The 24,746-nt window shown below is 60.1% G+C and carries 23 protein-coding genes, 2 pseudogenes and 1 riboswitch; of the genes and pseudogenes, 16 read left to right on the top strand and 9 right to left on the bottom strand.

Annotated features, from left to right (window positions below; all coding sequences use genetic code 11):
* Nucleotides 1-16: 16 nt before the first annotated feature.
* Nucleotides 17-739, bottom strand: a complete 723-nt coding sequence (locus tag ACMGF7_RS01615) for an ATP-binding cassette domain-containing protein (RefSeq protein ID WP_197842878.1) — start codon at nt 737-739, stop codon at nt 17-19.
* Nucleotides 740-1,193: 454 nt separating this feature from the next.
* Here ACMGF7_RS01615 and ACMGF7_RS01610 point away from each other — a divergent pair, with 454 nt between their 5' ends.
* From ACMGF7_RS01610 to ACMGF7_RS01600, 3 genes are all read left to right on the top strand, one after another.
* The gene (locus tag ACMGF7_RS01610; RefSeq protein WP_254925154.1) at nt 1,194-1,316 is read left to right on the top strand and encodes a hypothetical protein; all 123 of its coding nucleotides are present in this window, start codon (nt 1,194-1,196) and stop codon (nt 1,314-1,316) included.
* A gap of 531 nt (nt 1,317-1,847) precedes the next feature.
* Complete coding sequence (gene uvrB / locus ACMGF7_RS01605) at nt 1,848-3,860, top strand: excinuclease ABC subunit UvrB (RefSeq protein WP_049242128.1); 2,013 nt, start codon at nt 1,848-1,850, stop codon at nt 3,858-3,860.
* Between the two features lie 100 nt (nt 3,861-3,960).
* Entirely contained in the window at nt 3,961-4,227 is a 267-nt protein-coding gene (locus ACMGF7_RS01600; RefSeq protein WP_004939783.1) for a VF530 family DNA-binding protein, read from the top strand.
* 6 nt (nt 4,228-4,233) lie between these two features.
* On the opposite strand, the gene ACMGF7_RS01595 is transcribed toward ACMGF7_RS01600, so the two are convergent.
* Nucleotides 4,234-5,151 (bottom strand): gluconeogenesis factor YvcK family protein, encoded by a 918-nt coding sequence (locus ACMGF7_RS01595; protein WP_004939781.1) that lies wholly within the window; start codon nt 5,149-5,151, stop codon nt 4,234-4,236.
* 260 nt (nt 5,152-5,411) lie between these two features.
* A riboswitch (molybdenum cofactor riboswitch) is annotated at nt 5,412-5,556 on the top strand.
* On the opposite strand from ACMGF7_RS01595, the gene moaA reads away from it, so the two are divergent.
* The 10 genes and pseudogenes from moaA (at nt 5,543) to ACMGF7_RS01545 (ending at nt 14,270) form a co-directional block, all read left to right on the top strand.
* Nucleotides 5,543-6,529 carry a GTP 3',8-cyclase MoaA gene (gene moaA / locus ACMGF7_RS01590; protein WP_164095993.1) on the top strand — a complete coding sequence of 329 codons (987 nt, stop codon included), beginning with the start codon at nt 5,543-5,545 and terminating at the stop codon, nt 6,527-6,529. Its footprint overlaps the riboswitch before it by 14 nt.
* A gap of 24 nt (nt 6,530-6,553) precedes the next feature.
* On the top strand, nt 6,554-7,069 hold the full coding sequence (gene moaB / locus ACMGF7_RS01585; RefSeq protein WP_021503999.1) for a molybdenum cofactor biosynthesis protein B: 516 nt from the start codon (nt 6,554-6,556) through the stop codon (nt 7,067-7,069).
* 3 nt (nt 7,070-7,072) lie between these two features.
* Nucleotides 7,073-7,552, top strand: a complete 480-nt coding sequence (moaC, locus tag ACMGF7_RS01580) for a cyclic pyranopterin monophosphate synthase MoaC (RefSeq protein WP_004939770.1) — start codon at nt 7,073-7,075, stop codon at nt 7,550-7,552.
* Nucleotides 7,549-7,794, top strand: a complete 246-nt coding sequence (gene moaD, locus ACMGF7_RS01575) for a molybdopterin synthase sulfur carrier subunit (RefSeq protein WP_004939768.1) — start codon at nt 7,549-7,551, stop codon at nt 7,792-7,794. The genes moaC and moaD overlap by 4 nt, the downstream gene beginning before the upstream one ends.
* A gap of 2 nt (nt 7,795-7,796) precedes the next feature.
* A complete protein-coding gene (moaE, locus tag ACMGF7_RS01570) occupies nt 7,797-8,264 on the top strand; it encodes a molybdopterin synthase catalytic subunit MoaE (RefSeq protein WP_033633871.1) in 468 nt (155 codons plus the stop codon).
* A 130-nt stretch (nt 8,265-8,394) separates the two neighbouring features.
* A complete protein-coding gene (locus ACMGF7_RS01565; RefSeq protein WP_004939761.1) occupies nt 8,395-9,105 on the top strand; it encodes a Bax inhibitor-1 family protein in 711 nt (236 codons plus the stop codon).
* Between the two features lie 119 nt (nt 9,106-9,224).
* Nucleotides 9,225-9,363: pseudogene (locus ACMGF7_RS01560) on the top strand (DUF1795 domain-containing protein); the annotation flags it as partial.
* A gap of 67 nt (nt 9,364-9,430) precedes the next feature.
* Nucleotides 9,431-13,654: an RHS repeat-associated core domain-containing protein gene (locus ACMGF7_RS01555; RefSeq protein WP_420286339.1), complete on the top strand. Its 4,224-nt coding sequence runs from the start codon at nt 9,431-9,433 to the stop codon at nt 13,652-13,654.
* A gap of 6 nt (nt 13,655-13,660) precedes the next feature.
* Nucleotides 13,661-13,888, top strand: a complete 228-nt coding sequence (locus ACMGF7_RS01550; protein WP_049239966.1) for a hypothetical protein — start codon at nt 13,661-13,663, stop codon at nt 13,886-13,888.
* Between the two features lie 205 nt (nt 13,889-14,093).
* Complete coding sequence (locus ACMGF7_RS01545) at nt 14,094-14,270, top strand: RHS repeat domain-containing protein (RefSeq protein WP_233494381.1); 177 nt, start codon at nt 14,094-14,096, stop codon at nt 14,268-14,270.
* A gap of 295 nt (nt 14,271-14,565) precedes the next feature.
* Here the strand turns inward: ACMGF7_RS01545 and ACMGF7_RS01540 are convergent, their stop codons facing one another.
* Both ACMGF7_RS01540 and ACMGF7_RS01535 read right to left on the bottom strand, forming a co-directional pair.
* On the bottom strand, nt 14,566-15,075 hold the full coding sequence (locus ACMGF7_RS01540) for a hypothetical protein (protein WP_075201871.1): 510 nt from the start codon (nt 15,073-15,075) through the stop codon (nt 14,566-14,568).
* 64 nt (nt 15,076-15,139) lie between these two features.
* Nucleotides 15,140-15,736: a hypothetical protein gene (locus tag ACMGF7_RS01535; RefSeq protein WP_049239965.1), complete on the bottom strand. Its 597-nt coding sequence runs from the start codon at nt 15,734-15,736 to the stop codon at nt 15,140-15,142.
* 310 nt (nt 15,737-16,046) lie between these two features.
* Here ACMGF7_RS01535 and ACMGF7_RS01530 point away from each other — a divergent pair.
* A pseudogene (locus ACMGF7_RS01530) lies at nt 16,047-16,247 on the top strand (transposase); the annotation flags it as partial.
* A gap of 6 nt (nt 16,248-16,253) precedes the next feature.
* Here ACMGF7_RS01530 and ACMGF7_RS01525 read toward each other — a convergent pair.
* The 5 genes from ACMGF7_RS01525 to cecR are packed head-to-tail and all read right to left on the bottom strand — an operon-like array spanning nt 16,254 to nt 21,972.
* Complete coding sequence (locus ACMGF7_RS01525) at nt 16,254-17,360, bottom strand: ABC transporter permease (RefSeq protein WP_044031722.1); 1,107 nt, start codon at nt 17,358-17,360, stop codon at nt 16,254-16,256.
* Between the two features lie 12 nt (nt 17,361-17,372).
* Nucleotides 17,373-18,527 (bottom strand): ABC transporter permease, encoded by a 1,155-nt coding sequence (locus ACMGF7_RS01520; RefSeq protein WP_273875070.1) that lies wholly within the window; start codon nt 18,525-18,527, stop codon nt 17,373-17,375.
* A complete protein-coding gene (locus tag ACMGF7_RS01515) occupies nt 18,524-20,260 on the bottom strand; it encodes an ATP-binding cassette domain-containing protein (protein ID WP_021503997.1) in 1,737 nt (578 codons plus the stop codon). Before ACMGF7_RS01515 ends, ACMGF7_RS01520 begins: the two co-directional genes overlap by 4 nt.
* Before the next feature lie 8 nt (nt 20,261-20,268).
* Nucleotides 20,269-21,255 (bottom strand): secretion protein HlyD, encoded by a 987-nt coding sequence (gene hlyD / locus ACMGF7_RS01510; protein WP_273875071.1) that lies wholly within the window; start codon nt 21,253-21,255, stop codon nt 20,269-20,271.
* An 18-nt stretch (nt 21,256-21,273) separates the two neighbouring features.
* The gene (gene cecR, locus ACMGF7_RS01505) at nt 21,274-21,972 is read right to left on the bottom strand and encodes a transcriptional regulator CecR (RefSeq protein WP_273875072.1); all 699 of its coding nucleotides are present in this window, start codon (nt 21,970-21,972) and stop codon (nt 21,274-21,276) included.
* 297 nt (nt 21,973-22,269) lie between these two features.
* Between cecR and rhlE the strand changes: the two genes are divergently transcribed.
* Nucleotides 22,270-23,643: an ATP-dependent RNA helicase RhlE gene (gene rhlE / locus ACMGF7_RS01500; protein ID WP_075684764.1), complete on the top strand. Its 1,374-nt coding sequence runs from the start codon at nt 22,270-22,272 to the stop codon at nt 23,641-23,643.
* A 114-nt stretch (nt 23,644-23,757) separates the two neighbouring features.
* Nucleotides 23,758-24,717 (top strand): D-2-hydroxyacid dehydrogenase family protein, encoded by a 960-nt coding sequence (locus ACMGF7_RS01495; protein WP_273875074.1) that lies wholly within the window; start codon nt 23,758-23,760, stop codon nt 24,715-24,717.
* Nucleotides 24,718-24,746: the final 29 nt, after the last annotated feature.

Raw genomic sequence — 24,746 nt, 5'->3', positions numbered from 1 at the left:
AGGGAGCCTCGCTCCCTCATCCTCCGTCCTGTTCCGCCAGCCCGGTGCCGATCAGGGCCTCATCCAGCTGCGTCAGCGCGCCGTGCGCCACGGTGCGCCCGCTATCCAACAGGCAAAAGCGGTCCGCCACCCGGCGCACGAACGGCAGCTGATGCTCTACCAGCAAAATGGTCATGCCCAATTCATAGTTGAGCCTGCGGATCACGTTGCCGATGTCGGCGGCGATCGAGGGAGGCACGCCCGCCGTGGGTTCGTCGAGGATCAGCAGCGCCGGTTCCTGCGCCAGAGCACGACCGATCGCCAACTGGCGTTGGGCGCCTGCGCACAGATCGCCGGCGCGGCGGGTACGCATCTGGCGCAAATTGGGAAACAGGCTGTAGATCAGCGGCGGAATGCGGCGAGGGGCGCCGCGCACGGCCATCTGCGCCACCTGCAGATTCTCTTCCACGCTCAGCTGCGAGAAGAGTTGCCGCCCTTGCGGGACGTGGCTGATGCCGAGTGCGGCGCGGCGCTCCATCGGTTGCAGCAGTAGGTTTTGCGGCGGCTGATCCCCCGGCTGCCAGGTCATGCTGCCGCTCACTACCGGCAAATGCCCCATGATGCAGTTGACCAGCGTGGTCTTGCCCACGCCGTTGCGCCCGAGCAGCACGGTGCACTGGCCGCGCGGCAGCTCCAGGTTGATGTCCCACAGGGTGTGGTTTTGACCGTAGAATTGATTGACCGATCTCAGGCTCAGCATTTGGCATTCTCCTCATAGACGCTCGTTTCACTCGTTGGCGGGGGACAGCAAAGGCCGCATGCGCGGCGAATTTCCCGAGTGTGGCAATGTCTGGAACAAGATGCCGTCCGTCCGATGAGCCAGAGCAAGGTCTGCGGTGGACGGAATGACAGTCAATATGTCGTTAAAAACGACGCTTGTGACGACTTGGTGTCGTTCTTGCGCTTTTACTGGCGATAGCACCGCGAGGGGTACACGCTGCGGCTGGCAGCGCATCACGCCGCCGCACCGCATTGATACGCAGGAAGATAAAGCAACTCCCAGGCCAATTTTGTCGCCGGGTGAAAACGGGAGGTTGTTATCGCCTTGTTAACCGCTAATCAGGCCTGACGCGCTCTGCCGCGGCGGCCTGAAAATACGCCGGGAAGTTAACCCGGACGTTTTTTGCACTCTTGTGGTGCTCTGCGGTGAGGGCATGGTGCAAGGCATTGCGCCGCCGTCAAGCGCGATCCGCGAGAAAGGGGCCGATGCGATTTTGGCAATGGGGATTTTTAGTATTAATCGGCATAAACAAAGCGATATTTTTATGAAAAAATAACTAAAAAAGCCATTTTGGCGAGTGTAAAGGGCGAAAAGCTTTCTTTCTGTAACTCCCGCCCCGGGCGGGGCGGTGAGAGTTATCCACTATTCCTGTGGATAACCTTGTGCATTAGATTTAGAAAAACGCTGTAAAGCGAGAGCGGACGCGGGTTCTGTTCGCTTTGCCCGCATTCTCGTCTTTTTATTAAAAATGTTATATATCAATAGATTAATTAAAATCAAGACACAAGGGTATTGATCAGGTCTCTATGTATGATTTTTCGACGCGGTGCTATCAATAAGTTAATTTTCGGCAAGTTCTGGGGATAAATCTGTTATTGACAATAAAAATGTCACCCGGCTGTAACCTCACGGTGCAACGGCATCGCCGCCGTGCCGGGCGCAGCGACGAATCCGCTTGAAGCTGGTTTTATATCCAGTATCATGGGCACTGGCGCAAATCGCCGACACTTTCCATAATTAGGGGCCATGTCCGGCGCAGAGCCGGCTGGCCGCCTGAGCGCGCGCATCTCCACAGGGTAGCCGAGCAATGAGTAAACTTTTCAAACTGCATTCCGAGTTCAAACCGGCCGGCGATCAGCCGGAAGCCATCCGCAAGCTGGAAGAGGGGCTGGAAGACGGCCTGGCGCACCAGACGCTGCTGGGGGTCACCGGTTCGGGCAAAACATTCACCATCGCCAACGTGATAGCCGATCTGAATCGGCCGACCATGGTGCTGGCGCCGAACAAGACGCTGGCGGCGCAGCTGTACGGCGAGATGAAAGCGTTTTTCCCGGAGAATGCGGTGGAATACTTCGTCTCCTACTACGACTACTACCAGCCGGAAGCCTACGTGCCCAGCTCCGACACCTTCATTGAAAAAGACGCTTCGGTGAACGAGCACATCGAGCAGATGCGTCTTTCCGCCACCAAGGCGTTGCTGGAGCGGCGCGACGTGGTGGTGGTGGCGTCGGTATCGGCGATCTACGGCCTGGGCGATCCGGATCTTTACCTGAAGATGATGCTGCACCTGACCCAGGGAATGATCATCGATCAGCGCTCCATTTTGCGCCGCCTGGCGGAGCTGCAGTATTCCCGCAACGATCAGGCTTTCCAGCGCGCCACCTTCCGCGTGCGCGGCGAGGTGATCGACATCTTCCCGGCGGAATCGGACGAGCTGGCGCTGCGCGTCGAGCTGTTCGACGAAGAAGTGGAACGGCTGTCGCTGTTCGATCCGCTGACCGGGCAGATTGAGCAGGTGGTGCCGCGTTTTACCATTTACCCGAAGTCGCACTACGTGACGCCGCGCGAGCGGATCATGCAGGCGATGGAAGAGATCAAGGTCGATCTGGCGGACCGCCGCAAGGTGCTGCTGGCCAACAACAAGCTGCTGGAAGAGCAACGCCTGACGCAGCGCACCCAGTTCGATCTGGAGATGATGAACGAGCTGGGCTACTGCTCGGGCATCGAAAACTACTCGCGCTACCTTTCCGGGCGTGCCGAGGGCGAGCCGCCGCCGACGTTGTTCGACTACCTTCCGGCGGACGGCCTGCTGGTGGTCGACGAATCCCACGTCACCATTCCGCAGATCGGCGCGATGTTCAAAGGCGACCGCGCGCGCAAGGAAACGCTGGTGGAGTACGGCTTCCGTCTGCCGTCGGCGCTGGACAACCGCCCGCTGCGCTTCGAGGAGTTCGAGGCGCTGGCGCCGCAGACCATCTATGTTTCCGCCACGCCGGGCAAATATGAGCTGGAGAAATCCGGCGGCGATCTGATCGATCAGGTGGTGAGGCCGACCGGGCTGCTGGATCCGATCGTGGAAGTGCGGCCGGTCGCTACTCAGGTGGACGATCTGCTCTCCGAGATCCGCAAGCGCGCGGCGATCAACGAGCGCGTGCTGGTGACCACCCTGACCAAACGCATGGCGGAAGACCTGACCGAATACCTGGAAGAGCATGGCGAGCGCGTGCGCTACCTGCACTCGGATATCGATACCGTGGAGCGGGTCGAAATCATCCGTGACCTGCGTCTGGGCGAGTTTGACGTGCTGGTGGGCATCAACCTGCTGCGTGAGGGCCTCGACATGCCTGAGGTGTCGCTGGTGGCGATTCTGGACGCCGACAAGGAAGGCTTCCTGCGTTCCGAGCGTTCACTGATCCAGACCATCGGCCGCGCGGCGCGTAACCTGAACGGCAAGGCGATCCTGTATGGCGATCGCATCACCGATTCGATGGCCAAGGCGATCGGTGAAACCGAGCGGCGCCGCGGCAAGCAGCAGGCCTATAACGAAGCCAACGGCATCGTGCCGCAGGGGCTGAACAAGAAGATCGGCGATATTCTGCAGATCGGCCAGCCGGTCAACCGCGCCAAGGGGAAAGGCAGGAGCAAGGCGGCGGACGGTGGCGCTCAGCTGCAGAACCTCACGCCGAAAGCGCTGGATCAGAAAATCCGCGATCTGGAGGCGCAGATGTACACCCATGCGCAGAACCTGGAGTTCGAGCAGGCAGCTGCGCTGCGCGACGAAATCCACCAGCTGCGCGAGCAGTTCATCGCGATTTCCTGACCGTTGGACGGCGCCCGCGCTGTGGGCGTCAAAATTCCTTGTCGGCCGCGTCAAAGCTGTTATGGTGTGCGGCCCGATTTGACCACGAAGAGTACCGAACATGAGCCAACACCAGTCTAAAGACCCGCTGCACGGCGTGACGCTGGAGCAACTGCTGAATAAACTGGTGGATCACTACGGTTGGTCCGAACTGGGCGCGCGCATTCGCATCAACTGTTTCCGCAGCGATCCGAGCATCAAGTCCAGTCTGAAGTTTTTGCGTCGCACGCCCTGGGCGCGCAAAGAGGTGGAAGATCTGTATATCGATATGGTCAGCCATCCCGCCCCGGCCAGCGATAACCCCTGGCTGCGCGGGCGCGACGGCTAAATTCGGTCAGCGGCGGGCAGCCAGCTCCACCAGCGCGTGATCCAGCGCCTGGCGCAGCAGCTGGCGATCGTGGCGGTAGGGGATGTCGCTCGCTTCCAGCGGCTGTTGAATCACCACCCGATCCTGCACTTCACTGGTGTCCACCGCCGGGCCGACAATCAGCGCATCGATCATCCGGCGGCCGATCTTCTCTTCCATCAGCGTTAGCTTATCCTTTAACGACAGTGCCGCGGCGGCCACGCTCAGTTCGCGGCCGAGGTTGCCGATATAGATCATGCTGGCGCTGCTGCGGCGCAGCGCCTGGGTGAGATCGTCCAGCAGCAGCAGCGGCATCAGGCTGGTGAGGAAGCTGCCCGGCCCGATCAGGATCACGTCGGCTTGCGCGATGGCGTCCAGCGCTTCGCGCGTGGCGTTGACCGGGGGCGACAGCATCAGCTCCTGCGGCATAAGGGTCAGTTGGTCAACATTCACTTCACCGTAAACATGGTTGCCTTCGTGATCGTGCGCCATCAAATCCACCGGCTGTTCCGACATCGGAATCAACGCCGCGTCCACCTTCAACAGGCTGCGCACCAGATTGATCGCTTCCAGCGGGCGCACGCTCAGGTGATCCAGCGCTTTCAGCATCAGGTTGCCCAGGTTATGGCCGGCCAGTTCGCCGTTGCCGCTGAAGCGGTATTCGAACATCGCCGAGGCGACGCTCGGCTCGGTGATCAGCTGGTTGAGGCAGTTGCGGGTATCGCCCCAGGCAATGCCGCCTTCCGAACGGCGGATGCGGCCGGTGGAACCGCCGTTGTCGGTGGTGGTGACGATGCCGGTCAGGCGGGAGCCTAAGGACGACAGGGCCGACATCACACGGCCCAGACCGTGTCCGCCGCCCAACGCCACCACGCGGTCGAGATCGGCCAGGGTACGATTACGCATAAATTTCCTTACAAAGGGGCTGAACTGCCCGCATAAGGTAGCGGATCCGGCATAAAAACGCGATAAAGAGTGTCATTTGCGTGATTCTGGTCAATTCGTCCACGCAAGCGATGTTTATCATGGTTTACCCGAATAGACGGCGTCTAAAAACGCTGTATAGACAATTATATAGCGAATTAACGCGTTGGCTATCGTTGCCGATTAGCGCTAGAATTCTGCTGAAAACCACGGTTTCATTCCGGCTACTCAAGGTAGCGGGAAGAGAAATCAAACTCCTAGCCCCTGCGCCTACGTTGTTCATCCGGAACGATATGGCGCCTGGGCCGTGGCGAAGTCAGCCACCAGGGTGCAGAGGGGAAACGCTCGCATCTCCCGACTTTGGAAAGGTGTTATGGTACCGCAACTCATTGATGCTTATGAGCGCAAGTTCTATTACCTGCGCTTGTCGATCACCGACGTGTGTAACTTTCGTTGCACCTATTGTCTGCCCGATGGCTACAAGCCGAGCGGCAGCCCGAAAAGCTTCCTGTCGCTGGATGAAATCCGCCGCGTCAGCCGCGCGTTCGCCGAGCTGGGCACCGAAAAGGTGCGCCTGACCGGCGGCGAGCCTTCGCTGCGCCGTGATTTTACCGAGATCATCGCCGCCGTGCGGGAAAACCCGGCCATCCGCACGCTGGCGGTCACCACCAACGGCTACCGTCTGGCGCGCGACGTCGCCGCCTGGCGTGACGCCGGTCTGACGGCGATCAACGTCAGCGTCGACAGCCTGGATCCCCGTCAGTTTTACGCCATCACCGGCCAGGACAAGTTCCGCCAGGTGATGGAGGGCATCGACGCCGCCTTCAGCGCCGGTTTCAGCAAGGTCAAGGTCAACGCCGTGCTGATGCGCGACGTCAATCACCAGCAGCTCGGCGCCTTTCTCGCCTGGATCAAGGATCGGCCGATCCAACTGCGTTTTATCGAACTGATGGAAACCGGCGAGGGCGGCGAGCTGTTTCGCAAACACCACGTTTCCGGCGAAGTGATTCGCCGGCAGCTGGAACAGCAGGGCTGGCAGCGCCAGGCACGCGGCCGCAGCGACGGCCCGGCGCAGGTGTTCAGCCACCCGGACTACCAGGGTGAGGTGGGTCTTATCATGCCGTATGAAAAAGACTTCTGCGCCAGCTGCAACCGGCTGCGCGTTTCTTCCATCGGCAATCTGCACCTGTGCCTGTTCGGCGAGCAGGGGGTGCCCCTGCGCGATCTGCTGGCGGACGACGGCCAGCTCGATGCGCTGAAGGCGCGCATCCAGAGCGGGCTGCTGAGCAAGAAGCAGACCCATTTCCTGCATCAGGGCAACAGCGGGATCACCCAGAACCTGTCGTTTATCGGCGGCTGACAGCCAATAGGAGCTTATTGAACCATGAGCCATGCGAGCAGCGAGTTTATTGCGGCGCATATCGCCATCCTGACCGTGTCCGACAGCCGCGGCGCGGCGGAAGACACCTCCGGCCAATATCTGCAGGACGCGGCGCGGGAAGCCGGCCATCAGGTGGTGGATCGCGCCATCGTCAAAGATGACATTTACCAGATCCGCGCGCGGGTTTCCGCGTGGATTGCCGATGACAACGTGCAGGCGGTGCTGATCACCGGCGGCACCGGTTTTACCGCGCGCGACAACACGCCGGAAGCGCTGTTGCCGCTGTTCGACAGAGAGGTGGAAGGGTTCGGCGAACTGTTCCGCATGGTGTCGTACGAAGAGATCGGCACCGCGACGATCCAGTCGCGCGCGCTGGCCGGCCTGGCCAACCGCACGGTGATTTTCGCCATGCCGGGTTCCACCCGCGCCTGCCGCACCGCCTGGGAGCGGATTATCGAAGAGCAGTTGGACGCGCGCCATCGGCCGTGCAACTTCCAGCCCCATTTAAAGAAGCCCTGAGTCATGACACAGCTAACCCACATTAACGCCGCCGGCGAAGCCCATATGGTCGACGTTTCCGCCAAGGCCGAAACGGTGCGCGAGGCGCGCGCCGAAGCCTTCGTCGAGATGCTGCCCGCCACGTTGGCGATGATCGTCGACGGCAGCCATCACAAGGGCGACGTGTTCGCCACGGCGCGCATCGCCGGCATTCAGGCGGCCAAACGCACCTGGGAGCTGATCCCGCTGTGCCACCCGCTGATGCTGAGCAAAGTCGAAGTGCAGCTGGAGGCGCAAACGGAGCACAGCCGGGTGCGCATCGAAACCTGCTGCCGGCTGACCGGCAAAACCGGCGTCGAGATGGAGGCGCTGACCGCCGCCTCGGTGGCGGCATTGACCATCTATGACATGTGCAAAGCGGTACAGAAAGACATGGTGATCGGCCCGGTGCGCCTGCTGGCGAAAAGCGGCGGCAAATCCGGCGATTTTAAGGTGAACGCATGATCGATATTCTTTTCTTCGCGCAGGTGCGCGAACTGGTGGGCACCGGCGCGCTGTCGATGCCGGCGGATTACCCGACCGTCGAGGCGCTGCGCCAGGCGCTGTGCGCGCGCGGCGATCGCTGGGCGCTGGCGCTGGAGTCCGGCAAACTGCTGGCGGCGGTCAATCAGTCGCTGGTGGCGGCGGATCATCCGCTGCGCGCCGGCGATGAAGTGGCCTTCTTCCCGCCGGTCACCGGGGGGTAAGCATGGAAAACACCCGCATTCGCGTGGGCGAAGCGCCGTTCAACGTCGGCGACGAGTATCAGTGGCTGGCGCAGTGCGACGCCGACGGCGCGGTGGTGACCTTCACCGGCAAGGTGCGCAACCATAACCTTGGGGACGACGTCAGCGCGCTGACGCTGGAACACTACCCCGGCATGACCGAGAAGGCGCTGGCGGAGATCGTGGCCGAGGCGCGCAGCCGTTGGCCGCTGCAGCGCGTGACGGTGATCCACCGCGTCGGCGCGTTGTATCCCGGCGACGAGATCGTGTTCGTTGGCGTGACCGGCGCGCACCGCGGCATGGCGTTCGCCGCCAGCGAGTTCATCATGGACTACCTGAAGACCCGCGCGCCGTTCTGGAAGCGCGAAGCGACCGGCCAGGGCGATCGTTGGGTGGACGCTCGCGACAGCGATCGCGAGGCCGCGCAGCGCTGGCACGACGCGGCTAAATAACGCGTCAACAGCGGAAACAAATCAAGACCTTTGCCGCTTTCGCGCGGCCTATTCTGTGGTACGCTTATAGCAGGCGAAGCCCCGTTCGCGGGGCTTCGGAATCTTGTTTACAACGCAAAAGGTAACCGTCATGGACCGATATCCACGCTCTAATGGTTCAATCGTCGAACGTGCCAACAGCGGCATTCAGGCCTACATGGCGCAGGTTTACGGCTGGATGACCTGCGGTCTGCTGCTGACGGCGTTCGTTTCCTGGTATGCGGCCAATACGCCCGCGATCCTTAACTTCATCTTCTCCAGCCAGATCACCTTCTTCGGTCTGATCATCGCCCAGTTGGCGCTGGTGTTCGTGATTTCCGGCATGGTCAACCGCCTGAGCGGCGCGGTGGCCACCTCGCTGTTCATGCTCTACTCGGCGCTGACCGGGCTGACGCTGTCGAGCATCTTCATCGCTTATACCTACAGCTCGATCGCCAGCACCTTCGTGGTCACCGCCGGCATGTTCGGCGCCATGAGCCTGTACGGCTACACCACCAAGCGCGATCTGAGCGGCTTTGGCAGCATGCTGTTCATGGCGCTGATCGGCATCGTGCTGGCCTCGTTGGTGAACATCTGGCTGAAAAGCACCGCGCTGATGTGGGCGATTACCTACATTGGGGTGGTGGTGTTCGTCGGTCTGACCGCGTACGACACGCAAAAACTCAAGGCGATGGGCGAGCAGCTGAACGCCGATGATAAAGACGGCTTCCGCAAGTACGCCATCGTCGGCGCGCTGACGCTGTATCTCGACTTCATCAACCTGTTCCTGATGTTGCTGCGCATCTTCGGCAACCGCCGCTAAATCCGTCGTCTTTCAAGCCTTAGGGTATCTGGCGATCAAAAAGCTCTGCATGTGATATGCAGAGCTTTTTTTATGCGATTATGCGATGCTTAAGCTTTCGTGAAGCAAAAGGATTTTGCATGACGCCTGATACTTCCCGCTGTATCTTTACCGAAGGCAGTGCGGTCCTACAGGAAGGTTACCTCGACCGCTCCGTCAAAGAGCTTCTGGCCGGTGATGAACGTTTTCCTCTCAATCAATGTTTCTCGCGACGCGCTGCTGCAGCAGGTGCTGAACAGCTACCGGGCGGCCTAACGATGAACTCTTTGCGTAAAAGGAACTTACGATGACCGAAGCGGCTCGTGTCGGCGATACCATCGGGCATTCCCATGCCCTGGCCGGCATGATTGCCGGCACCCTTGTCGGCGGCCTGATCGCCGCCGCAGGCGCGGTGGCTGCGGGGGCGCTGTTCGTCGCCGGCCTGGCGGCTTCCTGTATCGGCGTCGGCGTGCTGCTCATCGGCGCCAGCCTGGCGGTGGGGTATCTCACCGGGGAGGCGGCCACCGCGGCGCGTGACGGCATTGCCGACGCCGGTGCCGGTAGCCTGACCCCCAAAGGCAATATCGTCACCGGCTCCCCCAACGTCTTCATCAACGGCAAACCCGCCGCGCTCGCCACCAACAGCCAGGTGGCCTGCAGCGACGACGGCCCGAGCATGCAGATGGCGCAGGGCTCCGACAAGGTCAGCATCAACGGCCAGCCCGCCTCGCGCGTGGGGGACAAAACCAACTGCGACGCGCAGGTGATGGAAGGTTCGCCCAACGTGTTTATCGGCGGCGGCACCGTCACCACCTTGCCGATCAAGCCCGAAGTGCCGGATTGGCTGTATAAGGTCTCCGATCTGACGCTGCTGTTCGCCGGCCTGGTGGGCGGCGTGGGCGGCGCCGCCGGCAAGCTGGGGGCGCTCGGCAAACTGTTGGGCAAGCTGCCTGGCATCAACAAACTGGCGCGCATCGCCTGCCGCGCCGGCACGCTGATGACCGCCACCGCCGCGGTCGGCATTATCGCCCGGCCGGTGGATATCGTCAGCGGCCAGAAATTCCTCGACGGCGAAGACGATCTCGATTTCGTGCTGCCTTCGCGCCTGCCGGTCGCCTGGCAGCGCTATTGGCGCAGCGGCAACCCCGGCGACGGCGTACTGGGCCGCGGCTGGAACCTGTTTTGGGAGAGCAGCCTGCAGCCGTATCAGGACGGCCTGGTGTGGCGTGCGCCTTCCGGCGACTTCGTCGCTTTCCCTATGGTGCCGCGCGGCCACAAAACCTACTGCGAAGCCGAAAAAAGCTGGCTGATGCACAACGACGACGGCAGCTGGCAGCTGTTTGACGTCGGCGAACAGATTTTCCACTACCCGCCGCTGGCGGGCGACCAGCCGAGCCGGCTCAGCATGATCACCGACGCCATCGGCAACGCCACCTCGCTGTTCTACGACGACAAGGGACTGCTGAGCGAACTGGTGGACAGCGCCGGGCAGCGCCTGATGTGCCGCTATGCGCAGGGCCGCCTGCGTGAAGTGGCGCTGCAAACCGCCGACGGTGAACGAACGCTGGCGCGCTACGGTTACGATGAGCAGGGCCAACTGACGACGGTGAGCAACCGCGCCGGTGAGGTGACGCGGCGCTTTGGCTGGCGCGACGGCCTGATGATCAGCCACCAGGACGCCGCCGGGCTGCTGAACGAATACCAATGGCAAGAGATCGACGGCGTGCCGCGCGTGACGGCCTACCGCAACAGCGCCGGGGAATCCCTTGAGTTCGGTTACGACTTCGCCGGCGGGCGCCGCAGCGCGGTGCGCGGCGACGGCAAACGGGCGGAGTGGCGGCTGGATGACGACGACAACGTGGCGCAGTACACCGATTTCGACCAGCGCCGCTACGGTTTCATCTACCAACGCGGCGAGCTGTGCAGCGTGCTGCTGCCCGGCGGCGCGCAGCGCCAGAGCGAATGGGATCCTTACGGCCGCCTGCTGTCGGAGACCGATCCGCTCGGCCGCGTGACGCGCTATCAATATTCGCGTAACAGCGGCCGGCTGTTCGCCGTCGCCTACCCGGACGGCAGCAGCGAAGCGCAGCACTGGGACACGCTGGGGCGCCCGACGCGCTATGTCGATGCGCTGGGCAACGCCACTCTGTACCGCTATCCGGATGACGAAGAGAGCCTGCCCGCTAGTGTGATCGACGCACTGGGCGGGGAAGTGAAGCTGGAGTGGGACGCCCGCGGCCAGCTGACGCGCTACACCGACTGTTCCGGCAGCGTGACGGCTTATACCTACGATGCGCTGGGGCAACTGACGACGCAGACCGATGCCGAAGGCCATCAGACGCGCTACCTGTGGGATAACGGCGGCCGCCTGCATACCCTGATCCACCCGGACGGCGGCGAAGAGCGCTTTAACTGGAACGCGCACGGCCAGCTGGCCGAGCATCAGGACGCGTTGGGCAGCCTGACCCGCTGGCAGTACAACGCCCTGGGGCTGCCGGTCAGCATCACCGATCGCATCAACCGCACCCGGCGCTATCACTACAGCCCGCAGGGCTGGCTGACGCGCCTGGAGAACGGCAACGGCGGCGAATACCGCTTCAGCTACGATGCGGTGGGCCGCGTGCTGACCGAAGAGCGCCCGGACGACACCCGCCACGATTATCGCTACGGCGCGGCCGGGCTGCTGGAGGAGCACCGCGAGGTCGGCCTGCCGGGCAACGCAGGTGAGCTGACGCAGCGCGAACAGCGCTTCCGCTTCGACGAGGCCGGGCAGCTGGTCTGGCGCGGCAACGCCAGCGCGGAATGGCATTACCGTTTCGACGCCATGGGGCGGCTGCGCGAGCTGAACCGCCTGCCGACGGCGAGCGGCGCGGTGCTGGGCATCGAGCCGGACAGCGTGCAGATGCGCTATGACGCCGCCGGGCGGCTGCTCGGCGAACAGGGCGTGAACGGCGAGCTGCAATACCAGTGGGATGCGCTGGCCAACCTGCAGGCGCTGACGCTGCCGCAGGGCGATCGTCTGCAGTGGCTGTATTACGGCTCCGGCCACGCCAGCGCCATCAAATTCAACCAGCAGGTGGTGAGCGAATTCACCCGCGATCGCCTGCACCGGGAAACCAGCCGCAGCCAGGGCGCGCTGCAGCAGCAGCGGCGTTACGACGCTCTGGGCCGCCGCAGCTGGCAGAGCAGCGCCTTTGGCCACGACAAATTGACCCGGCCGGAAGACGGCGTGCTGTGGCGCGCTTATCGCTACACCGGCCGCGGCGAGCTGGCCGGGGTGAGCGACGCGCTGCGCGGCGAAGTGCACTACGGTTACGACGCCGAAGGCCGCCTGCTGCAACACCGCGAACCCAATCAGGGTAAACCGGGCGCGCGGCTGGTGTACGATCTGGCGGATAACCTGCTGGGCGAACGCAGCCCGCAGAACGACATCGACGCGCACCTGCCGCTGGCGCCGATCGCCGACAACCGCCTGACGCACTGGCAAAAACTGTTTTACCGTTACGACGCCTGGGGCAACCTGATCAGCCGGCGCAACGGCCTGTACGAACAGCACTACCGCTACGACGCCGACAATCGGCTGGTGCAGGCGCACGGCCGCGGCCCGCAGGGCGAGTTCGAGGCGCAGTACCATTACGATGCGCTGGGCCGCCGCAGCCGCAAAACGGTGCGCTACAAAGGCAAAACCGAACAGACGACCCGTTTCCTGTGGCAGGGCTACCGGTTGCTGCAGGAGCAGCGCGACGACGGCAGCCGCCGCAGCTGGAGCTACGATCCGGCCAGCCCGTGGAGCCCGCTGGCGGCGCTGGAGCAGGCGGGCGACAGCCGCTCGGCGGATATTTACTGGTATCACACCGATCTGAACAGCGCGCCGCTGGAGGTGACCGACGCGGCGGGCAACCTGTGCTGGTCCGGGCAATACGACACCTTCGGCAAGCTGCAGGGCCAGACGGTGGCCGGCGCGGCGAAGCGGCAGGGCGCGCAATATCAGCAGCCGCTGCGCTACGCCGGGCAATATCAGGACGACGAAAGCGGCCTGCACTACAACCTGTTCCGCTACTACGAACCCGAGGTGGGGCGTTTCACCACGCAGGATCCGATAGGGTTGGAAGGTGGGTTGAACCTTTATCAGTATGCGCCGAACCCGCTGATGTGGGTGGATCCGTATGGGCTAAGTTGCTCGCCATCAACGAAGTTGAACCGAAAGTTTAGGGCTTTAGAAAAAGCTCAAAAAACGGCAGTAAATACTCGACATCTACCTGATGGCCGCATTCGCTATTATGACAAAGAGGCATTAGCTAGAACTCAGGGGCCAACAAGAGGACGCTCCCATGTTACAGAATGGGATCCTAAAACAGGGAATGTAAGATCTTGGGAAGAGACTTATAATCATGCAGGAGAGGTCAATCGAGTTCATCCAAAAATGAAAAATGGTGAAGTGTTAAACCTGCCCCATTATCCACCAACTAAAGCTGATATCGATGCAGGAATCGCAACTCCTTCAGGTAAGGCAACAGGAATAGGATGGTGATTTAATATGAATGAGATGAGAACGCTTTTTTTAAATGGATTGAACTGTCTTCTTGATGATGATTATAGTTCATCTAAAGTGGCGGACTACGCCTATAGATTTTATCTGGACTATGATATTCCTGACGAAGAACTCTCATATGTAGTAGATTATTTAAAAGGAATTGATGCTGGCCCAGAATTTGAAATGAGCAAAGATGAAGTAATATCTTTCATCAAGCTAAATCTTAAATGATAAATTGAAAGCCGGAATGGTTAAACCTACCCGGCTACTATATAGTACTAAACTGACTGAGCCCCTCTTCGTGTTAAAGACAAGTCATGAGGGGGGAAGGTCGGACAAGGATAGAGGCATATGGCAGTGATATGAACACCTGGTAAATGTAGTGGATAAATCATGAAAAAATTATATTTCGCAATGACAACCTGTTCTGCCCGAGGTGGGACGTTTTACCACACAGGATCCTGTAAGGGGGCTCGGCGGGCTGAACCTTTATCTGTATGCGGCGAACCCGCTGATGTGGTTGGATCCGCTGGGACTGAGTAGTAAGCCATGTAAAACAGAGAAAGCGCCAGAATATTCTTATGAAAAAGCCAGGGATAAAGTACTCAAATGACTCGAGGAGCGTGCTTTTCTTACTGCTTGATACGGGTTTTGTCATGTGAGTCACGTCTGATTTAGAGCTTACTCATTTAGTCGTGTGACAACTATTGCTGGGTAAGATCACTGTTCTGGATAGACCATCATGACTTTGCTCATAGTTCTCTATCAGATGAAAATCTTGCAACAAACAAAGAGCAGCTTGATGCTTTGATTGAACCCCTGAGGGCTATAGAGAAAAAATGCCACTATCTCCAAAATAGATGAGTGAGAGATGATACTTTTGGCCTGGTTTTTGCCAGGCCATTTCTTCAAAGCATAGCTAATAAGGCTGATGCGCCAGCACCAACGAGACTAGCTACAGTGCTATTATTTAGCAAATTCTTAAGTAAAGATTTTGCCTGAGGGTCCTGTGATTGAGATACTTTTTCAACAAGTTCAGTTATGCTGATATTTAAAATAAGATGGTTATGTTCACCGATTTGAACTTGTGAGCCTGATACGCTTCCTATGTTGAATGTATTTTGGCTAGATTGCTTAGGTTTTTGTTCATTGGCAGTTAAATTCTCAACCTTTAATGTAAGCATGTGTGGGTGATTAGTACCAACATTGAGTGTGCCTCCAGGTAAGAATGACATATCAAGTACTTTTAAAGATATTTCGCCCTTTCCTAGTTTTTGATTTATTTTATCGCCAATACTAATGTTGGGCTCTTCAGTGTAAGGGATTAGTACTTTTTTTTCAGCTGAATTCCGTCGCCCTTTATATTCAGCTCCAGCGATTGTGAATGTTTCAGGGTATGCCATAGCATCAAAATCCATCATGTTACTCCTTTAGATTTCTGTTTTGTGATTAGGTTTTCTGATTCATAAATATGAGCATAAGCTACTTTTTAAAAATAGATATTAAAAAATCATATTTTTCTTTACTTAGTAATTTTCTTGAGTGGGCGCTACTCAGAAGTATTTTCGAGAGAACGATAATCTCATCCTCACCAGAAGAAGCAATCATTCTGAAAAAGTCACTTAACTCTTGAATACTGATGCTATTACTTGTGCCAAATTGCGCATATTTGCTATTTACATTCTCTATATTGAATATACTCTGGTTCGCCAGTGGCTTTTTTAACTTCTCAATTTCTGCATGTTCTATAATCTTTTGAGACATACTTTCAATATGGCCGCTAACATCTTTTTTTTGTGGAAATGAAAATCCATCCCCTCTTAATATTTTATCTGTTTCGGCCATTTCATGGTAAAGCCTACGAATCATCACCAGCAATAGTATTTTAGCTTCTTCAATGGATTTCTCTGTTGAATATTGGCATTCGATTGCCAACGCTGAGGTTTGCTCAAATACATTTATTGAGTAATTTTCAATGTAAGGTTCGATAAATCCATTCCAAAAAACCTGAACGGGAGAACCTTTAAATGCTACACCTTGATAGCAGATTTCTGTTCCATCATATGCAGTAACTTTCATAGGTGGTCCTGCATGGAGGAATCGCCATCTACGAATCAATTTGGTTATTCTTCATCAATATCTTGAACGGCTTTATACGTCCTTTTGAACAAGGGGGATGGAGGCATACCCGGAACGGCAAGAATCTCTTTTTTCACTTGAATCTCCATCATTTTCACTATTGTTTTTATAAATTATTTATGCTTTGTCTTTCAAGATTATTCAGTATAAAAATACCTTATTTACATCGATAATTTGATCAATATCTTGATTAGTTTCTCTCAGACGTGAGCCGTCACAGACCGTTAAATCAAGCTATAGCGAGCATAATCCCTTCAAACAGCAGTTTGTCAATAAGCTGAGAGGTTATGTCAATGGCATATTCGTGAGTCCCATGTATCGTCGGAGTACCAGCGTTCTGGAAGGAATAAATAATAAAATTAAGACGATAAAAAGAATGGCCTAGAGATACCGGGATAGCGATTACTTCTTTTTGAAAATCAAAGCAGCGTTTCCCGGTAAAGCGTTATGAACCTTTTTATGCGATCTTGCGGCGGAACAGCGCGTAGGCGGCGCTGCCGGTGGTGGCGGTGATCACCAGCAGCGGCCACAGGCTGCGCCAGATGATGCTGAAGCTGGCGTCCTTCAGGTAGATCTGCTTGGTGATGTCGGTGAAGTGGCGTATCGGGTTCACCCAGGTCAGATCCTGCAACCACACCGGCATATTCTCCACCGGCGAGACGTAACCTGAGAGCAGGATCGCCGGCATCATGAACACGAACACGCCGATAAACGCCTGCTGCTGAGTGGCGCACAGCGACGAGATCAGCAGGCCGAAACCGACCAGCGACAGCCCGTAGATCAACATGGTGGCGTAGAACAGCAGCAGCGATCCGGCGAACGGGATCTGGTACAGGAAGATGCCGATCAACAGCACGATGCTGGACTGGAAGCTGGCGACGATCAGCGCCGGCACCGCCTTGCCGATAAAGATCTGCCAGGTGGTGAGCGGCGAGACCAGCAGCTGTTCCAGCGTGCCCTGTTCGCGTTCGCGCGCCACCGACAGCGAGGTGACGATCAGCACGCCGATGGTGGTGATCATGGCGATCAGCGACGGTACCACAAACCATTTGTAGTCCAGATTCGGGTTATACCAGTTGCGCACCACCAGTTCGCTGTTGTTGGGTTTGGCGCGGTTGCCGAGCAGCTCGTTCTGATATTCCTGCACGATCTGCTGCACGTAGTTGGCGGCGATCTGCGCGCTGTTGGAGTTGCGCCCGTCGAGCAGCAGCTGCAGCGGCGCGGTGTGGCCGGCGGCGATATCGCGCGAGAACTGCGCCGGGAAGCGGATCAGCAGCAGCGCCCGCTGGTTGTCGATGGTGGTCTTTATCTCCTGCGGATTGCGCAGCAGCAGCACATGGGAGAAGGCTTTGGCCTTGGCGAAGCGTTGGGTCAGCTCCACCGAGGCCTGGCCGCTGTCCTCGCTGTAGACCGCGATGGTGGCGTTGGTGACTTCCAGCGTCGCGGCGAACGGGAACAGCAGCACCTGCAGGATCACCGGCATGATCAGGATGGCGCGGGTTTGCGGATCGCGCAGCAGCGCCTGCATTTCCTTGATGATAAGCGTCAACAGACGGTGAAACATCGCTCTTTCTCCTTAATCCAGCCGGCGCTGGGTTTTCCAGGCCGTCAGGCCGATGAACACCACGGCGGAAGCGATCAGGAACAGCAGATTGATCGCCAGCACGGTGCCGACGTTGCCCGCCAGGAACAGCGTTTGCAGCGTGCTGACGAAGTAACGCGCCGGAATGATGTAGGTCACCGCGCGCACGATGGCCGGCATGCTGTCGATCTGGAAAATGAAGCCGGACAGCATGATCGACGGCAGAAAGGCGGCGTTCAGCGCCACCATCGCCGCGTTGAACTGGTTGCGGGTGAGGGTGGAGATCAGCAGGCCCATGCCGAGGGTGCTGGCGAGGAACAGGCTGCTGATCAGCAGCAGGATCGGCAGCGAACCTCGATAGGGCACGCCGAGCACCCACACCGCCACCGCCATGCACAGCGCTATGGCGATCATGCCGAGGAAGTAATATGGGATCAGCTTGGAGAGCAGCAGCTCGCTGCGCGTCACCTGGGTGGACAGCAGGGCCTCCATGGTGCCGCGTTCCCATTCGCGGGCGATCACCAGCGAGGTGAGAATGGCGCCGATCACCGTCATGATGATGGTGATGGCGCCGGGAATGATGTAGTGCCGGCTGATGGCCGCCGGGTTGAACCAGTAGCGCATCTGCACGTCAATCAGCGGCTGGTCGCTGCTCCCCCGATCGGCGGCGCGTTGCTGCTGCCATACTTGCCATACGCCCTGGGCATAGCCCTGCACGAAGTTGGCGGTGTTCGGCTCGCTGCCGTCGGTGATCACCTGGATAGGGGCGCTGTCGTGCGGGCGCGCCATGCGCTGGTCGAAATCCACCGGGATCACCACCAGGCCGCGGATCGTGCCGGCCTGCATCTGCTGGATCAGCTGCTGGCGGTTGTCGCTGATGGTCGGTTCGATATAGGGCGAACCGGCGAAGGCGTGGGCCAAATCGCGCGCGTCTTCGCTCTGTTGTTCCATCAGAATGCCCAGATGCAGCTTGCTGGAGTCCAGGTTGATGCCGTAGCCGAAGATAAACAGCAGCATCAGCGGGATGACGAAGGCGATCAGGCCGCTGCTGGGATCGCGCAGTATCTGCCGCGTCTCCTTCAGGCACAGCGCGCGCAGCCGGCGCCAGGAGAAGCCGCCGTCGTCGAATGGGGGTCGGTTATCGCTCACCGCGTTTCCTCCTCGTCGTAGCCCTGCACCAGCTCGATAAACGCCTGCTCCATCGAAGGGCTGGGATTGTCGTCGCGCGCCACCTGTTGTTTGAGATCGTCCGGCGTGCCGGCGGCGATGATCTTGCCGCGATACACCAGGCCGATGCGGTCGCAGTATTCTGCCTCGTCCATAAAGTGGGTGGTCACCATCACAGTGACGCCCTTGTCGACCATGCCGTTGATGTGCAGCCAGAACTCGCGCCGCGTCAGCGGATCGACGCCGGAAGTCGGTTCGTCGAGGAACAGAATATCCGGTTCGTGCATCAGCGCGCAGGCCAGCGCCAGGCGCTGTTTGAAGCCGAGCGGCAGCGCGTCCGGCGTCTGATCGAGGATCGGCGCGAAGTTGAAGGCGCGCGACATTTCGTCGATTTTGTCGCGCTGCGCCTTGCCGCTCAGGCCGTAGACGCCGGAGAAGAACTTCAGGTTCTGCGCCACCGTCAGGTTGCCGTACAGCGAGAATTTTTGCGCCATGTAGCCGAGGCGTTGGCGCGCCTTGCCGGAACTGGTCTTCAGATCCATCCCCAGCACCAGCGCCTTGCCGCCGGACGGCACCAGCAGGCCGCACATCATTTTGAAGGTGGTGGACTTGCCGGCGCCGTTCGGGCCGAGCAGGCCGAAGATTTCTCCGCGCCGCACCTGAAAGTCGACGTGATCGGTGGCGGCGAAGTCGCCGAATTTTTTAGTCAGCTGCACCGCTTCGATCACCGTTTCGCCGCTTTCACCGTCGACGGTCGGCATGATCTCCGCCAGCGCCGAGCGATGGTTGGGGCCGCCGCCGAGCAGATCGATAAACGCATCTTCGAAGCGCGGATCCGCCTCGTCGAGTTCGGCGTCCGGCAGATCCAGCGCCTGCAGCAGCTGCCGGTGATCTTCGCCTTCTTTCAGGATCAGGCGCAGGTACTTGCCCTGGATCACGCCGTCGGTGACCGCCGGCAGGCAGATCGCCCGCTGCAGCAACGATCGATGGCTGCCCGGCGGCGCGGCGATCAACACCGTGCGCCCGGCCATGCGCTGGGTCAGATCCTGCGGCGCGCCGCTGAACAGCAGCTCACCCTCGTTGAGCAACAGCACTTCGCGGCACTGCTCGGCCTCGTCGAGATAAGAGGTGCTCCACAGGATCAACATGCCGTCGTTGGCCAGCTCGTGCACCATGCGCCACAGCTCGCGGCGCGAGATCGGATCGACGCCGACGCCCGGCTCGTCCAGCAACAGCACCTGGGGTTCGCCGACCAGCGTGCAGGCCAGGCCGAGCTTCTGTTTCATGCCGCCGGACAGCTTGCCCGCCAGGCGCTCGGTGAAGCGCGTCAGATCGGTGAATTTCAATAGCCGTTCGAAGGTCTGGCGGCGAAGATCGCCGGTAACGCCGCGCAGATCGGCGTACAGCGTCAGGTTCTCCATCACCGTCAGATCCTCATACAGCCCGAACTTCTGCGGCATGTAGCCGAGGATCGCATGCAGTTGGCGATCCTGCGCGATCGGATCCAGCCCGGCGACCCGCAATTTGCCGCTGCTGGGCTGCAGCAGCCCGGCCAGCATGCGCAGCAGGGTGGTTTTGCCTGCGCCGTCCGGGCCGACCAGCCCGATGACCGCGCCGCTGCGCAGGGTGGTGGTCAGGCTGGCGACCGCCGGTTTCTCAAGCGACGGAAAGCGCTTTTCCAGCCCTTCCAGTTCGATGGTGTGCGCCTGTTCCATGGCCGGCCTCAGGGTTTGGCGAAGCGCAGGGTGACCGGCATGCCCTGGCGCAGCGCGTCGTCGGCGTCGGTGACGATCACCCGCAGGCGATACACCAGATCGGTGCGCAGATCCGGCGTTTCAACGCTTTTCGGCGTGAATTCCGCGGTCGGCGAGACGAAACCGATCTTGCCGTGGTAAGGCTTGTCGGGGCGGCCGTCGGTGTAAATTTCCAGCTCGGTGCCGGGCACCGCCTGGTTCAGGCTGGTCTCGTTGACGTAGGCGCGCACCCACACCGGCCGGGTCAGCGACAGGGTGAACACCGTGCCGCCGGCGCCGAGCATGGTGCCCGGCTCTACCGCGCGGGTCAGCACCGTGCCGGCGGACGGGGAGACCAGCGTGGCGTCTTGCAGATTCAATTGCGCCTGCGCCAACGCCGCTTCGCTTTGCGCCACCTCGGCCTTGGCCTGTTCAATCTCTTGCGGGCGATTGCCGCTGCGGTATTGCGACAGCTTGTCCTTCGCCGCTTGCAAATTGGCCTGCGCCTGATTGCGGGCGGTGCGCGCATCTTCCAGCGCGTCGGCGGACGTGGCGTTTTTCGCCCACAGCCCTTGCTGGCGCTTCAGGAAGCTGTCGGCGTAAGCGAAGGCGGACTGGCGCTGCGCCATTTCTGACTGCACCTGGGCGATCTCTTCGGTGCGATAGCCGGCCTGCAGCAGCGACAGTTTGGCACGCGCGCTGCCGACGTTGGCCTCGGCCTGCTGCAGCGCGTTGCGATAGGGGGCATCGTCCAGTTTGCCGAGCAGCTGGCCCGGCTGAACGGTATCGCCTTCATCCACCGTCAGCGACGCCAGGCGGCCGTCGACGCGGAAGCCGAGGTTGACCGTGCGGATATCGACGTTGCCGTACAGCGTCAGCGGCTTATCCTGCTGCTGTTGGTAATGCCAGACCGCGTAAGCGGCGGCCGCGATCAGCAGAATTAACAACACGACCAAGGCACTGCGTTTTTTGTTCATAACACTCCCTGCCTGAATTTACGCGCCGTGACGTTGGCGCAGCCCAATAACCAAAATCTCGATATGCTCGCTCAGCACCGCCGCGATCTGCGCAGCTTCACTTTCACCAATCTCTTGCCAGCCGGCCTGACGGCGGATGGTCTCTCGCGCTACGCGGAACGACAGCACCTCGCCGATCAGCGCGTGGGTATGCAGCACCAGGCGAGTGGCGTGCTCGTCAATGCCGGTGGCGGCAGACAGCAGGTGGCACAGCCGCTCGTGCATCGGCGCGATCACCTGGCGGTGGATCAGCGGATAGGCCTCGGTCGGGGCGAGCTGTTCGCGCGACATGATTTTGCTCAGGTTCAGCGTGTGCGGCTGGGTCATCAGCTCGCTGAAGGCCAGCAGGCCGCGCTGCAGCAAGCGTAGCGCCGCGTCGGGTGAGCGTTGTTCGGGCGCTTCTTGCCCAAAGCGATCGACCTCTTCGGCCAACGGGGCGAACGCCTGCTGGATGAAATCGGCGAGCGACTGCGCCACGGCCAGATACAGCCCCTCTTTGGAGCTGAAGTAGTAGGTGATGGCGGCGATGTTCTGGCCGGCGCGCTGGGCGATATCGCGCGTGGTGGCGCCCTGCAGGCCGAATTCGCCGAACAGTTCGGTCGCCGCGGCGAGCAGTTGCCGGCGCGTTTGCTCGCCGCGCGCCCGGCCGGCGGCCTGATGAGGTACGGAAGCTGGCATGGGTCACGCTCGAAGTTAATCAATCATATGATTAACTTTATGCCAGATTGTCTAAAACGCAACCGCTAACCACAATGAGTTATGTGATCGGCTTCAGACAATGCTGAATTTACGGCAGATTGTGCTCTGGGTGCGTAAAAGTGCTTTTTATTGCGCGACTTCTGTTACAATCGCCGCCTGGTGCACTGCAGTTTGTGCCAATCCCTCGTGGTCATGCTTAATGCCCCGTCTGATCATCCTCCCAGGAAACTGCACCGAACACCGTTAGGTTAGGGGGGATCTGGAGTTTTTCTCTTTATGTCATTTGAAACCCTCGGCTTAAGTGCTGAAATTGTGCGCGCTGTTGAAGAACAGGGCTATCGCGAACCGACGCCAATCCAGCGTCAGGCTATCCCTGTCGTGCTTGAAGGTCGTGACCTGATGGCCAGCGCCCAGACCGGCACCGGTAAAACCGCCGGTTTTACCCTGCCGCTGTTGCAGCTGCTGAGCAAGCATGACCATCCGGTCAAGGGCCGTCGCCCGGTGCGCGCGCTGATCCTGACGCCAACCCGTGAGCTGGCGGCGCAGATCGGCGAAAACGTCGATGCCTACAGCAAACACCTGCGCCTGCGTTCGCTGGTGGTGTTTGGCGGCGTGAGCATCAACCCGCAGATGATGAAGCTGCGCGGCGGCGTCGATATCCTGGTGGCGACGCCGGGCCGTCTGCTGGATCTGGAGCATCAGAACGCGGTTGACCTGTCCAAAATCGAAATTCTGGTGCTGGATGAAGCGGACCGCATGCTGGACATGGGCTTTATCCACGACATTCGCCGCGTGCTGGCCAAGCTGCCGGCCAAGCGCCAGAACCTGCTGTTCTCCGCAACCTTCTCCGACGACATCAAGGCGCTGGCCAACAAGCTGCTGCATAACCCGGCCTCGGTGGAAGTGGCGCGCCGCAACACCGCGTCCGAGCAGATTGAGCAGAGCGTGCACTTCGTCGACAAGAAGCGTAAGCGGGAACTGCTGTCGCAGATGATCGGCGAAGGCGACTGGAAACAGGTGCTGGTGTTTACCCGCACCAAGCACGGCGCCAACCATCTGGCGGAACAGCTGAACAAAGACGGCATCACCGCCGCGGCGATCCACGGCAACAAGAGCCAGGGCGCCCGTACCCGCGCGCTGGCCGATTTCAAAGACGGCCGCATCCGCGTGCTGGTGGCGACCGACATCGCGGCGCGCGGTCTGGATATCGACCAGCTGCCGCACGTGGTGAACTACGAGCTGCCTAACGTGCCGGAAGACTATGTGCACCGTATCGGCCGTACCGGCCGCGCGGAGCGTACCGGTGAGGCTATCTCGCTGGTGTGCGTGGATGAGCACAAGCTGCTGCGCGACATCGAGCGTCTGCTGAAGCGTGAAATTCCGCGCATTGCGCTGCCGGGCTACGAGCCGGATCCGACCATCAAGGCCGAGCCGATCATCAACGGCCGTCAGGGTGGCGGGCGCGGCGCGCCGCGCGGCAACGGCGGCGGCCAGCGTTCCGGTAACGGCGGCGGTCAGCGCAGCGGTAACGCGAACGGCGGCCAGCGTGAAAACCGTGGCAACGGTAACGCCCGCCCGCAGGGTGATGGCCAGCGTCGTTCCGGTGCGCCGTCTTCGCGCCGCCCGCGCAACCGCAAACCGGCCGAATAAGCCTGATTGCTCAAAGAGTAAGCCGCCGATACGGGCGGCTTTTTTTTTGCCTGGCGGAACGGCATTTTCGTACTAGGCTGGACGGTGGCTACCCCTAGATTCCAGGAGACGGAGATGAAATTGAAGTGCGCAATTCTCGATGATTACCAGCAGGTGGCGCTCAAGATGGCGGACTGGTCGGCGCTGGCCGATCGGGTGGAGGTGTCGGCCATCAGCGCGCACTTTACCGATGAAGCGGAGCTGGCGGTGCATCTGCAGGAGTGCGACATTTTGGTCATCATGCGCGAGCGCACGCCGATGACCGCCTCGCTGCTGGCGCGGCTGCCGAAGCTGAAGCTGCTGATCACCTCCGGCATGCGCAACGCCGCTATCGATTTGGCCGCCGCCGCCGAGCGTGGCGTGGTGGTGTGCGGCACCGCCAGCGGGTCGGCGGCGCCGATGGAGTTGACCTGGGCGCTGCTGCTCGGGCTGGCGAAGCATATCGTACCGGAAAGCGTCGGGCTGCGGAACAATGGCCCGTGGCAGCTGGGCTTAGGCGTCACGCTGCAGGGGAAAACGCTGGGGCTGCTGGGGTTAGGCAAGATCGGCGGCCAGATGGCCCGGGTGGCGCAGGCGTTCGGCATGCGGGTGCTGGCCTGGAGCCAGAACCTGACGGCGGAACGGGCGGCGCAGGAGGGCGCTGAGCTGGCGTCATCCAAACGGGCGCTGTTTGAGCAGAGCGATTTTGTCTCCATTCACCTGGTGCTGAGCGAGCGCAGCCGCGGGTTGGTGGGGCGTGATGAATTGGCGGCGATGAAGCCCACCGCATACCTGATCAATACCTCGCGCGCGGGCATCGTCGATCGGGCGGCGTTGGTGGACGTCCTGCAACAGCGGAAGATCGCCGGCGCCGGGCTGGACGTGTTCGAGACGGAGCCGCTGCCGGCCGACGACGTGTTTCGCCAGCTGCCCAACGTGCTGGCGACGCCGCATGTGGGTTATGTGGCGGACGACAATTACCACGCCTACTTCACCGAGGCGGTCGAGGACATTGCGGCGTTCCTTGCCGGCCAACCGATCCGCCGACTGGGCTGACGGCATTTTTAATGCCCGCTGAGGCTTGT

It is taken from the genome of Serratia sp. BNK-17, assembly GCF_048684935.1.
Taxonomy (GTDB): Bacteria; Pseudomonadota; Gammaproteobacteria; order Enterobacterales; family Enterobacteriaceae; genus Serratia; species Serratia nematodiphila.
Note: the sequence above shows the minus strand (reverse complement) of the source record. Positions and strands in the feature narration are given on the sequence as shown.

What these genes read in the sequence shown, in the direction of transcription:
- ACMGF7_RS01615 (WP_197842878.1), bottom strand. Translation starts at nt 739, where the DNA reads ATGCTGAGCCTGAGATCGGTCAATCAATTCTACGGTCAAAACCACACC.
- ACMGF7_RS01610 (WP_254925154.1), top strand. Translation starts at nt 1,194, where the DNA reads ATGGTGCAAGGCATTGCGCCGCCGTCAAGCGCGATCCGCGAGAAAGGG.
- uvrB (WP_049242128.1), top strand. Translation starts at nt 1,848, where the DNA reads ATGAGTAAACTTTTCAAACTGCATTCCGAGTTCAAACCGGCCGGCGAT.
- ACMGF7_RS01600 (WP_004939783.1), top strand. Translation starts at nt 3,961, where the DNA reads ATGAGCCAACACCAGTCTAAAGACCCGCTGCACGGCGTGACGCTGGAG.
- ACMGF7_RS01595 (WP_004939781.1), bottom strand. Translation starts at nt 5,151, where the DNA reads ATGCGTAATCGTACCCTGGCCGATCTCGACCGCGTGGTGGCGTTGGGC.
- moaA (WP_164095993.1), top strand. Translation starts at nt 5,543, where the DNA reads ATGGTACCGCAACTCATTGATGCTTATGAGCGCAAGTTCTATTACCTG.
- moaB (WP_021503999.1), top strand. Translation starts at nt 6,554, where the DNA reads ATGAGCCATGCGAGCAGCGAGTTTATTGCGGCGCATATCGCCATCCTG.
- moaC (WP_004939770.1), top strand. Translation starts at nt 7,073, where the DNA reads ATGACACAGCTAACCCACATTAACGCCGCCGGCGAAGCCCATATGGTC.
- moaD (WP_004939768.1), top strand. Translation starts at nt 7,549, where the DNA reads ATGATCGATATTCTTTTCTTCGCGCAGGTGCGCGAACTGGTGGGCACC.
- moaE (WP_033633871.1), top strand. Translation starts at nt 7,797, where the DNA reads ATGGAAAACACCCGCATTCGCGTGGGCGAAGCGCCGTTCAACGTCGGC.
- ACMGF7_RS01565 (WP_004939761.1), top strand. Translation starts at nt 8,395, where the DNA reads ATGGACCGATATCCACGCTCTAATGGTTCAATCGTCGAACGTGCCAAC.
- ACMGF7_RS01555 (WP_420286339.1), top strand. Translation starts at nt 9,431, where the DNA reads ATGACCGAAGCGGCTCGTGTCGGCGATACCATCGGGCATTCCCATGCC.
- ACMGF7_RS01550 (WP_049239966.1), top strand. Translation starts at nt 13,661, where the DNA reads ATGAATGAGATGAGAACGCTTTTTTTAAATGGATTGAACTGTCTTCTT.
- ACMGF7_RS01540 (WP_075201871.1), bottom strand. Translation starts at nt 15,075, where the DNA reads ATGGATTTTGATGCTATGGCATACCCTGAAACATTCACAATCGCTGGA.
- ACMGF7_RS01535 (WP_049239965.1), bottom strand. Translation starts at nt 15,736, where the DNA reads ATGAAAGTTACTGCATATGATGGAACAGAAATCTGCTATCAAGGTGTA.
- ACMGF7_RS01525 (WP_044031722.1), bottom strand. Translation starts at nt 17,360, where the DNA reads ATGTTTCACCGTCTGTTGACGCTTATCATCAAGGAAATGCAGGCGCTG.
- ACMGF7_RS01515 (WP_021503997.1), bottom strand. Translation starts at nt 20,260, where the DNA reads ATGGAACAGGCGCACACCATCGAACTGGAAGGGCTGGAAAAGCGCTTT.
- hlyD (WP_273875071.1), bottom strand. Translation starts at nt 21,255, where the DNA reads ATGAACAAAAAACGCAGTGCCTTGGTCGTGTTGTTAATTCTGCTGATC.
- cecR (WP_273875072.1), bottom strand. Translation starts at nt 21,972, where the DNA reads ATGCCAGCTTCCGTACCTCATCAGGCCGCCGGCCGGGCGCGCGGCGAG.
- rhlE (WP_075684764.1), top strand. Translation starts at nt 22,270, where the DNA reads ATGTCATTTGAAACCCTCGGCTTAAGTGCTGAAATTGTGCGCGCTGTT.
- ACMGF7_RS01495 (WP_273875074.1), top strand. Translation starts at nt 23,758, where the DNA reads ATGAAATTGAAGTGCGCAATTCTCGATGATTACCAGCAGGTGGCGCTC.